Raw genomic sequence first — 16,972 nt, 5'->3', positions numbered from 1 at the left:
GCCGACGGCAACCTGATTTCCGGCGTGGGCAAGCTGCCCTTCAATACCGACGGCGGCGGCCTGTGCAACAACCATCCCGCCAACCGCGGCGGCATCACCAAGGTGATCGAGGCCGTGCGCCAGTTGCGCGGCGAAGCGCACCCAGCCGTACAGGTCAGGAACTGCGACCTGGCGCTGGCCCAGGGCACCGGCGGCTATCTCGGCTCGCGCCATGGCAGCGCCACCTTGATCATGGAACGGGAGTAACAAGATGAGCACACCTTACACAGCCACTCCCCTCAAGTCGCCGCAAGTCGCGCCGGACAATACCGAGTTCTGGGAAGCCGCGCGTGAGGGCCGCCTGCTGGTCAAGCACTGCAAGTCCTGCGGCAAGCCGCACTGGTACCCGCGCACGCTGTGCCCGTTCTGCATGGGCGAGACCGAATGGAAGCAGGCCTCGGGCCGCGGCACCGTCTACTCGTTCAGCGTCACGCGCCGTGCGGGTCCCACGCCCTTCTGCATTGCCTATGTGGCGCTGGAAGAGGGCGTGACCATGATGACCAACATCGTGGATTGCGACCTGGATACCGTGCGTATCGGGCAGGAAGTGAAACTCGTGTTCACGCCGACGGAGGATGGGCCGCCCATGCCCACCTTCACGCCGCGCTGAGCGGCGTCAGCGCAAGAAGGCCCGCGGCCCGGCCGCGGCGCCACTCACATGGGCATCAGTCCACGCCGCCTCCGGACGGCTGGCTCCTCCCCGATGCCGTCCATGCAGCCGACACCGCGCCGGCGTGGTCCGAAGTCTGGATTCCTGTGCGTCGTTTCCTATCGGAAGCGGGCGGCCAGGGCGTAGCTGGCAAGAAAGCACAGGGCTTTCCAGCGCCTGAATGTCCGGGACACCAGACAGGCAGCGAGAGCGTTTTCAACGCGCAATAGCGACGAATTCATCACGCGCCTGCCCCCAGGATTCCCCCGCGCAGCGAAATGTCTTCTCATTTCCGCTCCAGCCCTACAGTTCTCCAACAGCCTTCCGTTAGCCGGGGCATGCTGGCCGACAACAAAATTGTCGGAGGCCTTTTTCCACAACCGCCCCCTACCCATCGCGCATGCTTCTCTCGCTACGTACACGCATTACGGCGACCTGTGTCGCCATTGTTGTCACCGCCCTGTCCGCATCCACCGCCATCACCTACGTTGTCACGAAGCACAGCGACGAACGCGCCCTGAGGCAAAACCTCGCCACAATCACCCAAGGCAACGCCCAGGCCATCACCGAATGGCTGACCGCGAGAGCCGCCATGGTGGAAGCAGTTTCCCCTGAGAGCCTCGCCAGCGACCCCATGTCCGCGGTCACGCAACTGGAGAAATCCGGCGGCTTTGTCGTGGCTTACGCCGGCTTTCCCGACAAGCGCGCCGTATTCTCCCGCGACCTTGGCATCCCCGCCGGTTACGACCCCACGGGCCGCCCGTGGTACCAGGCTGCCGTCAAGACCGGCAAGCTGGTGATCACGCAACCCTATGAGGACATTGCCTCGAAGAAACTCGTGGTGACGCTGGCCCTGCCGGTGTTGGCCAATGGCGAGCTGAAGGCCGTCGTGGCCGCCGACGTGAACCTGGATGCCRTCACTTCCATCGTGACGGGCATCCACCCCACCCCTGCCAGCTTCGCCTTCCTGGCTGACAACAACGGCCGCATCGTTGCGCATCCCGATGCGAAGCTCAACCTCAAGCCGGCCACCGACCTGTCCGCCGAGTTGACAACGAACGCGCTCGGCAGCCTGGCCGATCCCGAGAAGCCACTCGCGGTGAAGATTGCCGGCGCCGCCAAGCTGCTCCATGCGGAGCCGGTGAAGAATTCGGACTGGGAACTGGTTGTCGCCATGGATGAGGGAGAGGCCCTGGCCGGTCTGCGTAGTGTGCTGCGGGCCATGTTCATGACGCTGGTGGTCGTGGCGTGTCTCGCGGCCGGTGTGGGCTCCGTGATGACTGCCTCGGCGTTCCGGCGGCTGTCCCAGGTGCGCGAAGCGATGGATGAGATCGGCTCCGGGCACGGCGACCTGACCAAGCGGCTGCCCGCTGACGGAGAAGACGAAGTCGCCCAGATCGCCCGCTCGTTCAATCAGTTTGCCGACAAGCTGTCRACCGTCCTGATCGATATCCGCGACAGCAGCGAATCCGTGCGGACCGCGGCCGCGGAAATCTCCCAGGGCAATATCGATCTTTCATCGCGCACCGAGCAGGCCGCCGCCAGCCTGGAACAGACGGCCGCGTCCATGGACCAGCTTACCGGCACCGTGCAGAACTCGGCCGAAGCCGCCGTGCGCGCCGGCGAGCTGGCCGCCTCGGCCTCGCAGGTCGCCAACCGGGGGGGCGAAGCCGTTGCGCGGGTGGTGACCACGATGCAGGAGATTTCCACGGCATCGGCCAAGATCCACGACATCATCGGTGTCATCGACGGCATCGCATTCCAGACCAATATCCTGGCGCTGAACGCCGCCGTGGAAGCCGCCCGCGCCGGTGAACAAGGCCGCGGGTTCGCCGTGGTGGCCGGCGAAGTCCGCACCCTTGCGCAACGCAGCGCGCAGGCCGCCAAGGAAATCAAGGCCTTGATCAGCAAGTCGGTGGCGAAGGTGGATTCGGGCGCGGACCTTGTGCAGGAAGCAGGGGAAACCATGAACAGCATCGTCGCCAGCGTGAAGCAGGTCGAGCAGGTGCTTCGGGAAATCTCGGCCGCCGGCAGCGAGCAAAGCGTCGGCATCATGCAGGTCAACCAGGCCGTGGGCCAGCTCGACAACACGACGCAACAGAATGCGGCGCTGGTCGAGCAAGCGTCGGCCGCTGCCGGCTTCCTGCATGAGCAAGCCAACAAGCTTGCCGATGCGGTGAGCCAGTTCCGGCTGGCCAGGGCCCATGGCGACGCCAGGGCCGTAGCCTGAAGCGCCGGACAGGAGGCGGCATGTGCCAAAGCCGTCTGCAATGACGACGGCGTCCACTTCACTCTCTCCCCTCAGGGGGAGATTTGGAAAGAGAGGGCTCCGCTACGGCTGAACCCTCTTTTCATTCGGAGAGGACATACGCCGTGGTGGGCCGCAAAGCTGCCCAGAAAGAAGCGTCCCTTCCCTCCTTTCCAACCTTCCAACCGCATTTGAAGAAATATCCCAAATACTGGCAGCTTGCACGTGGCATAAAATACACTTCGCCGCGTCCAGGCACGATCCGAACGCGGCCTCATCCACCTCGCAATGCCTGTAAGGCAGGAGACCCCCCTCGCATGACTGTGTTCCAAGGGACCGGCGCCCTTTTCACCCTCATCGCCATTTTTGGCGTCATCAACCACCGCTTTATCAAGCTGCCCGATACATTGGGCATCACTGCCGTCGGCCTGGTGGCCTGCCTGAGCGTCTCCATCCTCGGCTTCAACCATCCTGAAATGGTCGCGCAGGCCCGCAAGCTGGTGGCCCAGATCGATTTCTCCGATGTTGTGTTCCATGGCCTGCTCAGCCTGCTGCTGTTTGCCGGCGCCCTCCACGTCGACCTCTCACGCATGCGCCGTCAGCGCCGGGCCGTGATCATGCTGGCCACCGTGGGCGTGGTGATCTCCACCGCCGCGGTCGGTGCCGGCTTCTACTATGTGGCGCAATGGCTCGGCCACCCGATCAGCCTGCTGTGGTGCCTGGTATTCGGCGCCCTGATTTCTCCCACCGACCCGATCGCCGTGCTGAGCGTGCTCAAGAGCGCGGGCGCGCCGGAAAGCCTGGAAACCAAGATTGCCGGCGAGTCCCTGTTCAACGACGGCACCGCGGTGGTGGCGTTCCTGACGCTGGTGGGCCTGGCCACCGGCGCCACCGATTTCTCTCCCTCCCATGTGGCGGTGGCGCTGGTGCGCGAAGTGCTTGGCGCCGTGGCGCTGGGCATCGTGGTCGGCTACGTGGCATCGCTGCTGCTGCGGGGTATCGACAGCTATCCCGTCGAGATCCTGATCACGCTGGCGCTGGCCACCGGCGGCTACAGCCTGGCCGAAGTGGTACACGTGTCGGCGCCGCTGTCGGTGGTCATCATGGGCCTGGTGATCGGTAATCACAGCGCCACCAAGTCGATGTCGGAAAAGACGCGCGAGCATTTGTTCAACTTCTGGGGCCTGCTCGACGAGTTGCTCAACCTGGTGTTGTTCGGCCTGATCGGGCTGGAGATCATCGCCCTGTCCCTGCAGCTGCATATCGTCTGGCTGGGGCTCGCGGCGATTCCCGTGGTGCTGCTGGCGCGCGGCATCAGCGTGGCCATCCCGCTGCTGGCGCTGCAGAACTTCCGCCGGCTCAATCCGCACTCGGCCACCATCATGACCTGGGGCGGCCTGCGCGGCGGCATCTCGATCGCGCTGGCGCTATCGCTGCCGGAGTTCCCGGGCCGCGAGATGCTGATCGGCGTGACCTACCTGGTGGTGGTGTTCAGCCTGCTGATCCAGGCCACCACGCTGGGCAAGCTGGTCAGGCACCTGAATGGCCTGAACGCGAAGCGATAGCCGCAAGGCGCGCGGCGGAGCGCATCCGGCGCGCGCATCGGCCTTACAGACGGCTCTGGTAGATCTTGTCGAATTCGCCGCCATCGGCGAAATGCCGGCTCTGGGCCTGGGCCCAGCTACCGAACACATCGCTCACGGAGAACAGCTGGATCGGCCGGAACAGCGCCGCGTGGGTTTTTAGCACGGCCGCCGAACGCGGCCGGTAGAACTGGCGGGCGATCACGTCCTGGCCGGCATCGGACCACAGGTATTGCAGGTAAGCCGTCGCCACCTTGCGCGTGCCGCGCTTGTCCACCACCTTGTCGACCACGGCCACCGGCGCCTCCGCGATGATCGACTGGCTCGGATACACCACCTCGAAATTGTCCCCCAGTTCCTTGCGGATCTGGTGCACCTCGCTCTCGAAGGTGGCCAGCACATCGCCAAGCTGGCGCTGCGTAAAACTGGTGGTCGCGCCCCGGCCGCCCGTATCGAGCACCGGCACATTGCGGAACAGCCGGCTCACCGCGTCGCGCGCCTGCGCCTCGCTGCCGCCCTTGCGGATGGCCGCGCCCCACGCCGCCAGATAGGTGTAGCGCCCGTTGCCCGAGGTCTTGGGATTGGGCACGATCACCTGCACGCCCGAGCGGCCCAGGTCCTCCCAGTCCAGGATGCGCTTGGGATTGCCCTTGCGTACCAGGAACACGATGGTGGAGTAGTACGGCGCGGCATTGTCGGGCAAGCGCTTCTTCCAGTCCTGCACCACCACGCCGCGTTGCACCAGGATGTCGATATCGGTCTCCTGGTTCATCGTCACCACGTCGGCCTCCAGGCCATCGGCCACCGAACGCGCCTGCTTGCTGGAGCCGCCGTGCGACTGGTTGACGACGAGCGTCTCGCCGCTCGCCTGCTTCCAGTTGGCGACAAAACCAGGGTTTATCTCGCGGTACAGCTCGCGGGTGACGTCATAGCCGGCGTTGAGGATGGCGGTGTCGGCCAGCGCGGGCAAGGCCGCGCCGAGCAGCAGGCCCGTGGCAAGGAGACGGTGCAGGAGGATTGGCATGTGGTGGACGGTGGTTGGATGAGAGGAAGCGGCGCCGCGCCGCAAGAGCCGACGCGCGCGCGACCTTTCATTGTCCACAGCAAGGCAACCGGGACGGAACGAAGCTTTCCGCATGTCGATAGACGGTCGACAGCCGGGCGTCCAAAGAAAGAACATGATCCGGCGCTCGCTCAACGGCTCCTGTCCTTCCCCTACCCGCCGTGGGGGGGCTACCGCCATGGCAGGCGCCTATCATCAAGGCTGCGTCGAGAGGCCTCCCGCAGTCCTCCCAGCTTCGCACCCGCGCCGCAAGCCGGAAACGCAGACGCCTTGCGGCGCCATTGCTGTAGCCGCTTCTGCCGGCGCCGGCGCCACTAAGAACTATTTCACAGGACGTGAGATGACCGAAGTCACCCTTGCCTTGACCGACATCCCGGACGGCCGCTGCCGGCTGCTCCGCATTGGCACGCATGAAGTCGCGGTGTTCCATGTCAATGGACATGTCCACGCACTGGCCGACAGTTGCCCCCACGCCGGCGCATCGCTGGCGGGGGGCAAAGTCGACGGCACCACCGTCCAGTGCCGAGCGCATGGCTTGCGGTTCAACCTGGCAACCGGCCACATGGCGGGTAACGCCGCCCTGGCGGTCAAGTGCTACCCGGTAACCGTTTCCGGCGGGATGGTTACGGTTGCGGCACCCGACGACTGACGCGCCCCCAGCCGGGCGGACGCTCTAGGCGTTACGAATGAATGCCCGGACTTCCGGGTAAATGTCCTCGCGCCAGCGGCGGCCAGAGAAGATGCCATAGTGGCCGCACCCGGCGGCGGTAATGTGCTTCTTGCCCTCTCGCGCGATGCCAGTGCACAACTCGTGCGCCGCCGCCGTCTGGCCGGCGCCCGAGATGTCGTCCAGTTCGCCTTCGATGGTCAACAGCAGAGTGCCCTTGATGTCCTGCGGCCGCACCGGCTTGCCGTCGACTTCCCAGGTGCCGTTGGCAAGGCGGAATTCCTGGAATACCTCGCGGATGGTGTCGAGGTAGAACTCGGCGTCGATATCCAGCACCGCGTTGTATTCGTCGTAGAAGCGCACATGGGCTTCCGCGTCGTCGGCATCGCCTTCGACCAGGTTCAGGTAATAGTCGTAGTGCGAAGTCAGGTGACGGTCCGGGTTCATCGCGACGAAGCCTGCGTGCTGCAAAAAGCCCGGATACACCTTGCGGCCATGCCCGGGGTAATTCGCCGGCACCGTGTGAATCACATTATTTTCGAACCACTTGAACGACTTGTTGGTCGCCAGCGAATTCACCGCGGTCGGACTGCGCCGCGCATCGATCGGACCGCCCATCATGGTCATGGTCTTGGGCGTCTTCTCGCCGGCCGAGGCCAGCAGGGAGATGGCCGCGAGCACCGGCACCGTAGGCTGGCACACCGAGATCACATGCAGGTGTTCCGCGCCGATGTGGCGGATGAATTCCTGGATGTAATGGATGTAGTCGACCAGGCCAAAACTGCCGTCCTCGACCGGCACCATGCGGGCATCGATCCAGTCGGTCACATAGACCTTGTGATCCCGCAGCAAGGTTTTCACCGTGTCGCGCAGCAGCGTGGAATGGTGGCCCGACAGGGGCGCGCACACCAGTACGACCGGCTCATCCTTGAGCAGCCTGATGGTATCGGGGTCGTCCGCGTAGCGCTTGAAGCGCACCAGTTTGCAGAAGGGCTTTTCGATGATGGTCTGTTCGACGATCGGGATGTCCCTGCCGTTGGAGCGTACCGACCTGATATCGAAGGCCGGCTTCTCGTATTCCTTGCCGAGCCGGTAGAGCAGTTCGTAGCCCGCGGCCAGGCGCGTGGCGCCTGGCACCAGGGAAAGCGGACTCAGGGGATTGGTGAAGGTCTTGGCTGTAGCCTGCGCCCACGCGGTAAGCGGGTGGAGCATCGAGCGCTGGAATTCATGGAGCTGGTAAAGCATGGTTATTTCCCCCGGGATAATCCTTTTTTCTTCAGCGTTTTTCCAGATAGAAGAAAACTCGGCTGYGCACTTCGTCAGCTATTGGTCAGCTATAGCAGATTCTTCCGCAGTTGCTTCTTATCGATTTTCCCTACGCTGGTCTTCGGGATCTCGGCGACGAATACGATTCGCTGCGAATCCGGCACGGCGTATCGGCTGATCCGCTTTTCGTCGACGTAATGCTGCAAGTGGCGGCGAATATCCTCGACAGTCAGGCCCTCATCGCTGACGCACACGACGGCCATAGGGCGTTCGCCCCATTTTTCGTCCGGCGCGCCGATCACCGCGCTTTCACGCACACCGGGAATCCCGCAGATCAAATGCTCGACTTCGATGGAAGACACCCACTCACCACCTGTCTTGATGACGTCCTTGAGACGGTCAACGACCTGTATGTATCCATCCGGCAACATGACCGCCACGTCCTGGGTATGCAGGTAGCCCCCCGCCCAGAGTTCCTCCGAGGCCTCGGGCTTGCCAAGGTATCCCAGGGTCAGGTAAGGCGAGCGCAACACGATCTCTCCCTGCGTCTTGCCGTCGCGCGGCACATCCCGCATCTCGCTATCGACAACACGAAAATCGGTCAGGGGAACCGGCCTGCCGGTCATGCAGCGCAGGCGCACGCTTTCATCGATGTCTTCAGGAGCCACGCCCGGCGGGAACTGAGACAGCGCGACGATCGGCCCAGTCTCCGACATGCCATAGCCGGCGAAGACGTCGATGCCTTCCGTGACCGCGGCCTTGCAGAGCGATGCCGACAGCGCGGAGCCACCGATGATCATCTTCCATCCGCGCAGATCCGTCTCCTGCTCGCGAGCCTGTTGCAACAGCATCTGCAGAATGGTAGGCACGCAATGGGAGAACGTCACGCTTTCTGTCTTGCGCAGCCGTAGCAGGGTTTCCGGCAAATACCTGCCGGGAAGCACGATCTTGAGACCGAGCATGACGGCGACATAGGGCATGCCCCACGCCAGCACATGGAACATGGGTGTGATGGGCATGTAGACGTCTTCGCGATGCAGTCTCTGGCCCTCTCGCGGCGCGCACAGAGTGGTCGCTGTCGCGAGCGTATGCAGGACGATCTGACGGTGACTGTAGCTCACGCCCTTCGGATCGCCGGTGGTGCCGGTCGTATAGAAGATGGCCGCCGTGGTCTTCTCGTCAAAGTCCTGGAATGCAAAGTCGGGCGATGCCTGGCTGAGCAGCGCCTCGTATTCTCCTGCGACCGGCAGGCTGATTTCGGGCAGCGACTGACCGTCGGCAATCGTGATGATCTTGCGGACATGGCGCAATTCGGATCGGATTTCCTCCAGCAGCGGAAGGAAGTCGGCGTGTGCCAGGATCACTTCGGCGCCGGAGTCATTCAGCGTGTAGGCAATTTGCTTGGGCGAGATGCGCACGTTGACGGTAAATAGTCGGGCGCCCATCATCGGGATCGCGAAATAGCTCTCAAGATACCGGTGGCTGTCCCAATCCATGACGGCAACCGTGCCTCCATGCGCCACGCCTTGCGCGGCAAGCGCGGATGCAAGCCGTCCGATGCGCTGGCGGAACTGCCCGAAGGTAAAGCGCTGTTCTGCGCAGTAGGTAATTTCCTGGTCGCCATAGAGGCTGACGGAGTTCAGAAGCAACTGCCCGACAAGCAACGGGTAATCATAGGCCGACGGGGTTGCCGCAATCTGGCTCGAGGCTGGGTCAAAAGCTTGCATGGAGGGTCTCCTGGTAGTTTTGGTGGGTGTGTATCTTTGCCAGGCCATGCAGCGTGCGAACCGTGCGTTTGCACAGCGCCCCATGGTTCGCTGAGTACGGCGCCCGCCGCGCGTTTGATGCGCGCGTGGGACGTGCCAGGCTGGCGATCGTCGTTACCTGCGCCGGCTGATGCGTGTTCCGGCGCAAAGGCTGGCAGCCTACTTCAGCTTGTCCGGCCGGAGCCTGGGTCTGAAGGTGGCATGAAGTAAGCCTGCTGCCCTGAATTCTGCAGGACAATCGCCGCGGCTCCCCCCCACTGCTGGGGGGGGACGCCGCACTCGCCAGCATCAGAATACTGGCGACAGGTACCCAGGAACACTTCACCAAAGTGCGGGGTAGCAACCTTCGCGGCGGGGCGAGACCGCTCGCCGGTAGCGTGGCGCGTCGCCCGCATCGCGGATGCCGCAAGAATAACCAGGAGACTCACATGAAATGCATTGGTTGGTTCAACAGGAACGGTCGCGCGCTAATGGCTGGCGGGGCAATGGCCCTCTGCTTCGCTTCTCAACAAGCCGTTGCCCAGGCATGGCCTGCGAAGCCCGTGCGCATCGTCACCGCCGCGCCCCCGGGAGGCACTGCCGATATGCTTGCCCGCAGCCTTGCCGACGGCCTGAGCAAGCAGCTTGGCCAGAGCTTTATCGTTGATTCCAAGCCGGGAGGTTTCGGCGCGATCGCGGTACAAGACGTTCTGGCGGCACCGCATGACGGCTATACACTCCTTGTCATCCAGGACGGCATCGCTTCCGAAATCCCTTTTCTATCAAAGCTCCGCTTTGATCCCTTCAACGACATCAAGCCACTGGCGGAACTGGCGCGTGGCGGCCTGGTGCTTGTTGGCAACCCGAAGTTGCCCGCCAGGGACCTTCCCGAACTGATTCGATACATCAAGGCCCACCCGGCCAGCGTCAACTACGCGTCCTACAGCAGCGGCATGCTTGGGCACACCATGGGCCTGCAACTGAATCGGCTTGCCGGTATCGACATGAGCCATGTCGGGTACAAAGGCTCTCCGCCAGCGCTACAGGACGTCATGGGGGGGCATGTCCCGCTGATGTTCGACGGCACCGCAACGTCGCTACCGCTGATCAAGGCCGGCAAGCTCCATGCGTTCGCCGTCAGTTCGCCGAAGCGTCTCGCCGTGCTGCCGCAAGTACCCACATTCACGGAACTCGGATATCCGGGGCTCAATCAGGTAGCGTGGATAGGACTCTGGGCAACACCGGACGTGCCGGAAGCGATTCAGGAACGCCTGCGCGCCGCAACCCGCAAGGTACTCGAAACGCCCGCCGTGCGGGATCGCATTGCCGAACTGGGCCTGGATGCAGGGCTCCCCAAGAGCCAGGCTGAGCTAAGCGCCTCGCTTCACGCTGCCCACGAGCGCCAGGGTGCGCTGCTGAAGGCGATAGACTTCAAGCCCGAATAACAGATGCCAGACGTTATCGATATGAGCCTAAGCGCCGCGCCCGCGAAAACCGAGCCCGATGGCATGGGTCACACATTGACGATCGAAGTCTTCTTCGACTTTGTCTGTCCCTGGTGCCTGATTGGCAAGCGCAACCTGCAGGTTGCCGCGAGCCGTCTGGCCGAAGCACGGCCTGACGTGAGTCTGAAGCTGCTGTGGCGCTCGCATCAGTTGTTGCCGGACACACCGGTTGGCGGCTTCGACTACCAAGCCTTCTACCTTGCACGCCTTGGCAGTCTTGACGCGATCGCCAGGCGTCGTGCCCAGGTGCGGCAAGCCGGCAGCGCCGCTGGCGTCGATTTCAACTTCGAGCGGATCGCCCTCCTGCCTAACACGGCGGCCGCACATGATCTGGTCGCCCATGCCGCGGGGCATGGCGACGAAGTGCAAGTGGCGGCATTGATAGAACGCCTGTTTTGCGCCTATTTCATGGACGGAGAGGATATCGGCGACTTCTCCGTCCTGGAACGCTTGGGACTGGATAGCGGACTGGACCGACAAGGGCTGGCCGAGCATCTCGGAGCGTCCCCCGGCCGGCATGGCGGGTTGGTACGTCAACTACCGCCTGCCGGTTATGCCATCAGCGGCGTCCCCTGCTTTGTCTTCAACGGCACACAAGCGCTTTCCGGCGCCCATCCGCCGGACACGATTTTCGAAGCGATGTTGCGCTCGGTTCGAGGCTGAAGCCGCTCAAAGCCGACGCGGTGCGGGAGAACGGTGCCGTGTGCGAATGCGCGATTTGTTACACGGGAGCCCGGCGATCGCGTCGCTGCCCCCCCCCGCGACAGGGGGCAATCACCTACATTGCGAGGACTAGACTGGGCATCGGGTTCTTGGCATTCGGGCTCGCATCCGGGATTCCAGATGCGAGCTTTTTTTTTCGCCATTGCTCACTGTCGCCGGAACGCGCCCTGCCCATTCCAGCCGCGGCTCCAGTCAGGCGACGAGATGCGCCGATGCGGAAACCGGCGCTGCGGCGCATCGGCAGGAAGCGCGTTTTGACCCCCTATCGACAAAACCGGTAAGGGATATCCAAATTTCGCGTTTTTCCGATTTAGCCAGGCGCTCTACGCTCGCATATCAACATAGAAAAGCTCCCCCATGTCTTCCATCGCACAAGCCAGCAGCCCCCCCGTCTCCGCCGCCCTGAACTGGCGGAATCGCCTGCTTACGCTTCTGCCTCTGGGATTTACCGCCTGGCTGGCGCTTCAGCTTTCAGAGCATCCGGCCATCGCCAAGATGGGCCTGAGCGCCCTGACACTCGCCATGTTCGCAGGCATGTTCGCCGGGAACACGTTGCCGCGCGACTGGCTCACGCCGCTGGCGCCGGGCATGCAGGTCGCGCGGCATCACATGCTGCGCCTGGGTGTGGGGCTGTATGGCCTGCGCCTGACCTTCGACGCGATCGTTGCGCTGGGCCTCGCGGGTGTCCTGATTCCCCTGGCCATGCTGGTCTCGACCTTGCTGCTGGGTACCTGGATCGGCGTCAGGCTGCTGGGCCTCGAACGGCGCGAAGCGCTTGTGGTCAGCGCGGGGAGCGCTGTTTGCGGGGCTGCCGCCGCGATTGCCATGGCTTCAGTGGTCAAGACCGACAATCGCCAGACTGCCGTTGCCGTGGCTACGGTCGTGCTGTTCGGGACTGTGGGCATGGTGCTCTACCCTTACCTGTTCGACCTCGCCGTGGGCCACATGCACTTCGCGGTCAGCGAACGCACATTCGGCATCTTCACCGGCGCGACCTTGCATGAGGTAGCGCAGGTCATTGCCTCCGGCAAGATGGTCAGCGACGCGACCGCCGATGCCGCCGTCGTTGCCAAGATGGTACGCGTGCTGGCGCTCGGCCCCCTGCTGCTGATCATGGCGCTGTGGACCCGCGCAAGCGACCGCAAGCAAGGTCTCGATACGGGCGGTGCCGGCTGGTCCGGTCTCCTGCGCTCGGTGCCGTGGTTTGCCCTTGGTTTTGTTGCCGTGATGGCCATCAACTCCGCCGGCATGGTCCCGCCTGCCTGGAAGCCCGGGCTGATCGCACTGGACAACTGGCTGCTTGCCACCGCCATGCTTGCGATCGGCCTGCAAACGCGTTTGATTGACCTGGTCCGGACCGGACGCGCACCCATGATCCTGGCGGGCATCTTGTTCGTGTTCCTGATTGCAGGTGGCGCCGCCCTGTGCTGGTTCACGGCCTGAGCGACGGCGGATAAGAAGCGAGAAGAAGACCAACCGAAGAGGAGAAATAGTGGAGAACCGTAAGAATCCTGAGCAAGTGCTGCCCACGCGGCGCACCTTCCTGCGCGGTGCGGCCGCACTCGGTGCGCATGCGGCGCTGGGCGGCATGGCGTTCGATGCAATGGCGACCGCGAATGCAGGCACCGTGGACTTGCCGTTCGACAACGGCACGCGCGAACTGGTGGCATTCCCCCAAAAACGCCCGCTGATCCTCCTTACCAGCCGCCCCCCGCAGCTCGAGACACCATTCAGCGTATTCAACGAAGGCGTCCTCACGCCGAACGATGCATTCTTCGTGCGATACCACTGGAGCGGCATTCCCACGTCCATCGATCCCGACAGCTACCGGCTGCAAGTGGGCGGCAAGGTTGCGAATCCGCTGGCATTGTCGCTGGCGGACCTGAAACGCATGACCGACCCCGTTGAACTGGTGGCGGTCAACCAGTGCTCCGGGAATAGCCGCGGCTTTCTAGAGCCGCGCGTCAATGGCGGGCAGCTGGCAAACGGTGCCATGGGCAATGCCAGATGGATGGGGATTCCGCTGAAAAAAGTACTGGAAAAGGCTGGCGTGCAGCCGGGTGCCGTGCAGGTCAGCTTTGACGGACTGGACCGTCCGCCGCTGGATGGCAGTCCGGACTTCCTGAAAGCACTGCATATCGATCACGCGCTGGATGGCGAGGTGATGCTGGCATGGGGCATGAACGGGGCGGACTTGCCCTTGCTCAATGGCTATCCGCTCCGCCTGGTGGTACCGGGTCACTATGGCACCTACTGGGTGAAGCACCTTTCGAATATCCAGGTGCTTGACGGCGTCTTCGATGGCTTCTGGATGAGCGCGGCGTATCGCATTCCCGACAACGGCTGCGCATGCGTCGAACCGGGCAAGGCGCCCGCGCGCACAACGCCGATTGGCCGCTTCAATGTTCGCTCCTTCATCACCAGCCTGCAGACCGGCAGCAAGATCTCGGCCGGCCATGAGACAGTCGTGCGCGGCATCGCATTCGACGGTGGGTACGGTGTTTCCGACGTAGCCTTCTCCGCCGATGGCGGGCAGACCTGGAGCGCGGCGCGTCTGGGCAAGGATCTTGGCCGCTACTCCTTCCGGGAATGGAGCGTGGCCTTCCGCCCGCCGCGCAAGGGAAGCTTCGAGCTGCGCGTACGCGCCACCAATCGAATTGGCCAAAGCCAGCCGCTCAATGCACTCTGGAATCCGGCTGGCTATATGCGCAACGTGGTGGAAACCACCCGCGTCAGCGCCGTATGAGGGACACCATGAAGAATCCGCATAAGCTGGTGCGCGCCGGCCTTATCGCCACGTTGGCGGTGTTGAGCGGCATTCCCGCTGCCTTTGCACTGGAAGTCACGCTCCCTGCGGAAACCGCCGGCTATCGGGCCAGCGAGCTCCCAGGGTACCGCCTGGTACAGCAGAACTGTATGACCTGCCACTCCGCGCAATACGTGCAGAGCCAGCCGCCGTCATCGACGCGCACCTACTGGGAAGCCACGGTAAAGAAGATGAAGAAGCCCTTTGGCGCACCGCTGAAGGACGAAGACATGCCGGCCATGGTCGACTATCTGGTCAACACCTACGGCGCCGAACGGGGCAAGGACAGCCAGGGAGCCGTTGGCGCGCACCCTGCCGCGCAGACATCCGCAGCGCCGCAGGATGCCAGGAGCCTGCTAAGTGCGAACAACTGCACCGCTTGCCACGCTGTCGACAAGAAGGTGGTCGGGCCAGCGCTGCATGATGTCGCGGCGAAATACGCCGGCAAGCCGGATGCGGCCACGCAACTGATGCAGAGCATTCGGGCCGGCGGCAGCGGGAAGTGGGGCGCCGTTCCCATGCCCGGGTTCCCGCAACTAAGCGACGCGGAACTGAAAACCCTGGCCAACTGGGTGCTGACAAAGTAGCAGCCTCGGATTCCTGGCGCCTGGCGCGCCGTAGCGGGCGAATACGCGCAGGCCTGGCCGGTTCCAGGCCGGCATCGGCACGCCTTTGTCATCCAATACGTTGGCGATGACGTTCAGCACGGCGGCATGCTTCACTCCAGGCAACGCCAGCAGCGGCATGTCGCGTCCGATCAGCCGCAATGCCTGCCGCTCAGCCCCACTCGCGGCGCAGGCCGAGGCGGGGCCGGTGGCGTCTTGCTGGCGGTTAAACGACGGTCACCTTGCAGATCTTGGAAATCATGTAGCCCACGGCGGCCATCTTGTGTTCGTGCTTGACGGCAAAGGCATTCAGGTGCGCGGTGACGCAGCGGTCCAGCGCCTCGCCGGCGCCTTCGTTTTCAAAGCCCGGCAGGAAGGAGATGGAGATGCCCGGCAGCGGGTAATCATGAAGGCGAGCGTCCGCGACCTGGGTGTAAAGATTGCCGTTCCGGAACTCCTCAGGGATCTCGTCCCATTTCGGCAGGAGCTTCTCGGTACTACGCGCCAGTTCAGCGTCAGTGATGCCGTTCAAGTCGGCTCGGGTCAGAGAGTAGGCCATGGTCGTCCTTCAGAGACAAAAAATGCATCGGAGTGATGCTCTGGCCGAATGAATGCGCTGTGACTGCGGCTTCGACCGGGGGGACTGAGCATCTGGCCGATTCAAACATGTCTCGGACAAGAGCCTCCCCCCAGCAACGGGGGGGAGGCTGTGTCTTAGCTGGGTAACGTCACGCTGCCGGCCGGGACCGACGGCACTCCCGCTATGCGTCTCGCAACAAGCCCAGCAACTGCGCCCGGCGCACGATCTGCTTGCGGGTGCCGGCGTCCAGCTTGGCCGACAAGTTCTTCAGGTGCCACTTGACCGTCTCCTGCCCGATGCCCATGGCAAGCGCGATTTCCTTGTTGGCGAGATGCCGGGCCAGCAACGCCAGGACATTACGCTCTTTCGGTGTCAGCACCATGCTAAGCGCCACACGCGGCCTGTCTGCGCCGGCCTCGGCAGTGACGGGCACCGCCTCCCGCGCCTGCCTGGCAGGATCAAGACGCTGCGCACCGAACGATTCCATCTCGCTATTGCGCGCCCAGTCCGCCAGCGCGGGATTGACGTCGAGCAGGCCGCGCGTCATCCCGTACGCCTGCAGAAGATTCATGGCTTCGCGCAGCAAGGCTAGCCCCTTCTCGCCGCAGCGGTCCTGCGCCAGCGCCCGCAGCGCCATGATCTCGACGCGCATGCTCCCGAGTTTCATCGCCTCCGCCCCCGCCTCGGCCCGCGCCAGGTGTTGCTGCGCCGCCCGCCAGTCCTGCTCGGCAATGCAGACATAGGCATGCGCCAGATTCTGGAGCAAGTTCAGGCTGCGCTGCCTGATCGGAGAATCGGGCGAGGCATTGTCCGCAACGATCTCGCCGATGTGCCGCTGCAGGGTCCGGCATGTCTCGGAGCGGAAGCAGCCGCTATGCAGCCGCAACTGCTCGGTCAGGCTGGCCACGCACAGCCGCGGCAGATTGCGGGCAACGCCAACCGCATGCATGGTCTCAAGCAAGTCAAGGGCGCGATGTTCAGCACCCGTGGCAGCTGCAATGCGGGCCGCCGTGCGGTAAGCGAGCAGCACCGTGTCTGGCGTGCCGCCGCGCTCCAGGATGTCGAGTCGATTGGCCAGCAGCGCTGCCGCTTCGTCAATCTGGTCGCGTGCATGAATGGCGGTGGCCAGCAGTGCGGCAAGCATGCAGGAAAACGGGTGGCGCCGGCCCAGTTCTTCGTCGGCACGGCCCAGCGCCGGCCGCAGCGTGTGCTCCGCCAACAGGACCTGGCCCTCGAACAGGTACGCCAGTCCAATGATGTAATCGCGCCAGCGGACGACATAGCGGTAGGCAAGACCAGACTCGCCAAGCGGTACGTTCTGCTCGTAGCGACGCGCCCTGGCATATTCCCCCGCCATCAACGCGCGGGCAGCCAGGCGATTGGCATGCGCCTGCACCAGCCACGCATCGCTCACGGGCGGTACCTCCCCCCAGCGATCGAACAGGGCGGCCATGCAATCCGGCTCGTCCGCGTAATAGGCGGCGGCGGCGGCG

General features: G+C 63.8%; 15 protein-coding genes. 10 read left to right on the top strand and 5 right to left on the bottom strand.

Annotation, left to right across the window (positions count from 1 at the left end; translation table 11 throughout):
• The 4 genes from AC1DN0_RS36480 to AC1DN0_RS36465 form a co-directional block, all read left to right on the top strand.
• Nucleotides 1-246, top strand: a 246-nt coding sequence (locus tag AC1DN0_RS36480) for a thiolase C-terminal domain-containing protein (RefSeq protein WP_477146424.1), incomplete at its 5' end; no start/stop codon positions are given.
• A gap of 4 nt (nt 247-250) precedes the next feature.
• Nucleotides 251-649, top strand: a complete 399-nt coding sequence (locus tag AC1DN0_RS36475; RefSeq protein ID WP_276290242.1) for a Zn-ribbon domain-containing OB-fold protein — start codon at nt 251-253, stop codon at nt 647-649.
• 439 nt (nt 650-1,088) lie between these two features.
• A complete protein-coding gene (locus AC1DN0_RS36470; protein WP_477146423.1) occupies nt 1,089-2,918 on the top strand; it encodes a methyl-accepting chemotaxis protein in 1,830 nt (609 codons plus the stop codon).
• A gap of 335 nt (nt 2,919-3,253) precedes the next feature.
• Nucleotides 3,254-4,501, top strand: a complete 1,248-nt coding sequence (locus tag AC1DN0_RS36465; protein ID WP_045240468.1) for a cation:proton antiporter — start codon at nt 3,254-3,256, stop codon at nt 4,499-4,501.
• Nucleotides 4,502-4,544: 43 nt separating this feature from the next.
• Here AC1DN0_RS36465 and AC1DN0_RS36460 read toward each other — a convergent pair whose 3' ends face one another.
• Nucleotides 4,545-5,543: a sulfate ABC transporter substrate-binding protein gene (locus tag AC1DN0_RS36460; RefSeq protein WP_441636134.1), complete on the bottom strand. Its 999-nt coding sequence runs from the start codon at nt 5,541-5,543 to the stop codon at nt 4,545-4,547.
• A gap of 379 nt (nt 5,544-5,922) precedes the next feature.
• On the opposite strand from AC1DN0_RS36460, the gene AC1DN0_RS36455 reads away from it, so the two are divergent.
• On the top strand, nt 5,923-6,231 hold the full coding sequence (locus AC1DN0_RS36455; RefSeq protein ID WP_441636132.1) for a Rieske (2Fe-2S) protein: 309 nt from the start codon (nt 5,923-5,925) through the stop codon (nt 6,229-6,231).
• 24 nt (nt 6,232-6,255) lie between these two features.
• On the opposite strand, the gene AC1DN0_RS36450 is transcribed toward AC1DN0_RS36455, so the two are convergent.
• Together AC1DN0_RS36450 and AC1DN0_RS36445 are read right to left on the bottom strand one after the other, a co-directional pair.
• The gene (locus AC1DN0_RS36450; protein WP_441636130.1) at nt 6,256-7,494 is read right to left on the bottom strand and encodes a polyhydroxyalkanoate depolymerase; all 1,239 of its coding nucleotides are present in this window, start codon (nt 7,492-7,494) and stop codon (nt 6,256-6,258) included.
• 89 nt (nt 7,495-7,583) lie between these two features.
• Nucleotides 7,584-9,242 carry a fatty acid--CoA ligase gene (locus AC1DN0_RS36445; RefSeq protein ID WP_477112105.1) on the bottom strand — a complete coding sequence of 553 codons (1,659 nt, stop codon included), beginning with the start codon at nt 9,240-9,242 and terminating at the stop codon, nt 7,584-7,586.
• 416 nt (nt 9,243-9,658) lie between these two features.
• On the opposite strand from AC1DN0_RS36445, the gene AC1DN0_RS36440 reads away from it, so the two are divergent.
• The 5 genes from AC1DN0_RS36440 (at nt 9,659) to sorB (ending at nt 14,881) form a co-directional block, all read left to right on the top strand.
• A complete protein-coding gene (locus tag AC1DN0_RS36440; protein ID WP_441636126.1) occupies nt 9,659-10,705 on the top strand; it encodes a Bug family tripartite tricarboxylate transporter substrate binding protein in 1,047 nt (348 codons plus the stop codon).
• 3 nt (nt 10,706-10,708) lie between these two features.
• Nucleotides 10,709-11,428, top strand: coding sequence for a DsbA family oxidoreductase (locus AC1DN0_RS36435; RefSeq protein WP_477112104.1), 720 nt, complete (start codon nt 10,709-10,711; stop codon nt 11,426-11,428).
• A gap of 417 nt (nt 11,429-11,845) precedes the next feature.
• On the top strand, nt 11,846-12,931 hold the full coding sequence (locus AC1DN0_RS36430) for a YeiH family protein (RefSeq protein ID WP_441636122.1): 1,086 nt from the start codon (nt 11,846-11,848) through the stop codon (nt 12,929-12,931).
• 49 nt (nt 12,932-12,980) lie between these two features.
• Nucleotides 12,981-14,234, top strand: coding sequence for a SorA family sulfite dehydrogenase catalytic subunit (sorA, locus tag AC1DN0_RS36425; protein WP_441636120.1), 1,254 nt, complete (start codon nt 12,981-12,983; stop codon nt 14,232-14,234).
• An 8-nt stretch (nt 14,235-14,242) separates the two neighbouring features.
• Nucleotides 14,243-14,881, top strand: coding sequence for a SorB family sulfite dehydrogenase c-type cytochrome subunit (gene sorB, locus AC1DN0_RS36420; protein ID WP_441636118.1), 639 nt, complete (start codon nt 14,243-14,245; stop codon nt 14,879-14,881).
• A gap of 244 nt (nt 14,882-15,125) precedes the next feature.
• On the opposite strand, the gene AC1DN0_RS36415 is transcribed toward sorB, so the two are convergent.
• Both AC1DN0_RS36415 and AC1DN0_RS36410 read right to left on the bottom strand, forming a co-directional pair.
• Complete coding sequence (locus tag AC1DN0_RS36415; RefSeq protein ID WP_441636117.1) at nt 15,126-15,458, bottom strand: hypothetical protein; 333 nt, start codon at nt 15,456-15,458, stop codon at nt 15,126-15,128.
• A 202-nt stretch (nt 15,459-15,660) separates the two neighbouring features.
• Nucleotides 15,661-16,972: helix-turn-helix transcriptional regulator (locus tag AC1DN0_RS36410; protein WP_477146422.1), on the bottom strand; the 1,312-nt coding region annotated here is incomplete at its 5' end.

This window comes from Cupriavidus sp. 05N39, assembly GCF_056397325.1.
The sequence above is the reverse complement of the archived record's forward strand: the minus strand, read 5'-3'. Positions and strand labels throughout refer to the sequence as shown.

Bases quoted from the DNA above. Each gene is read 5' to 3' on its own strand.
- AC1DN0_RS36475 (WP_276290242.1), top strand. From the start codon at position 251: ATGAGCACACCTTACACAGCCACTCCCCTCAAGTCGCCGCAAGTCGCG.
- AC1DN0_RS36465 (WP_045240468.1), top strand. From the start codon at position 3,254: ATGACTGTGTTCCAAGGGACCGGCGCCCTTTTCACCCTCATCGCCATT.
- AC1DN0_RS36460 (WP_441636134.1), bottom strand. From the start codon at position 5,543: ATGCCAATCCTCCTGCACCGTCTCCTTGCCACGGGCCTGCTGCTCGGC.
- AC1DN0_RS36455 (WP_441636132.1), top strand. From the start codon at position 5,923: ATGACCGAAGTCACCCTTGCCTTGACCGACATCCCGGACGGCCGCTGC.
- AC1DN0_RS36450 (WP_441636130.1), bottom strand. From the start codon at position 7,494: ATGCTTTACCAGCTCCATGAATTCCAGCGCTCGATGCTCCACCCGCTT.
- AC1DN0_RS36445 (WP_477112105.1), bottom strand. From the start codon at position 9,242: ATGCAAGCTTTTGACCCAGCCTCGAGCCAGATTGCGGCAACCCCGTCG.
- AC1DN0_RS36435 (WP_477112104.1), top strand. From the start codon at position 10,709: ATGCCAGACGTTATCGATATGAGCCTAAGCGCCGCGCCCGCGAAAACC.
- AC1DN0_RS36430 (WP_441636122.1), top strand. From the start codon at position 11,846: ATGTCTTCCATCGCACAAGCCAGCAGCCCCCCCGTCTCCGCCGCCCTG.
- sorB (WP_441636118.1), top strand. From the start codon at position 14,243: ATGAAGAATCCGCATAAGCTGGTGCGCGCCGGCCTTATCGCCACGTTG.
- AC1DN0_RS36415 (WP_441636117.1), bottom strand. From the start codon at position 15,458: ATGGCCTACTCTCTGACCCGAGCCGACTTGAACGGCATCACTGACGCT.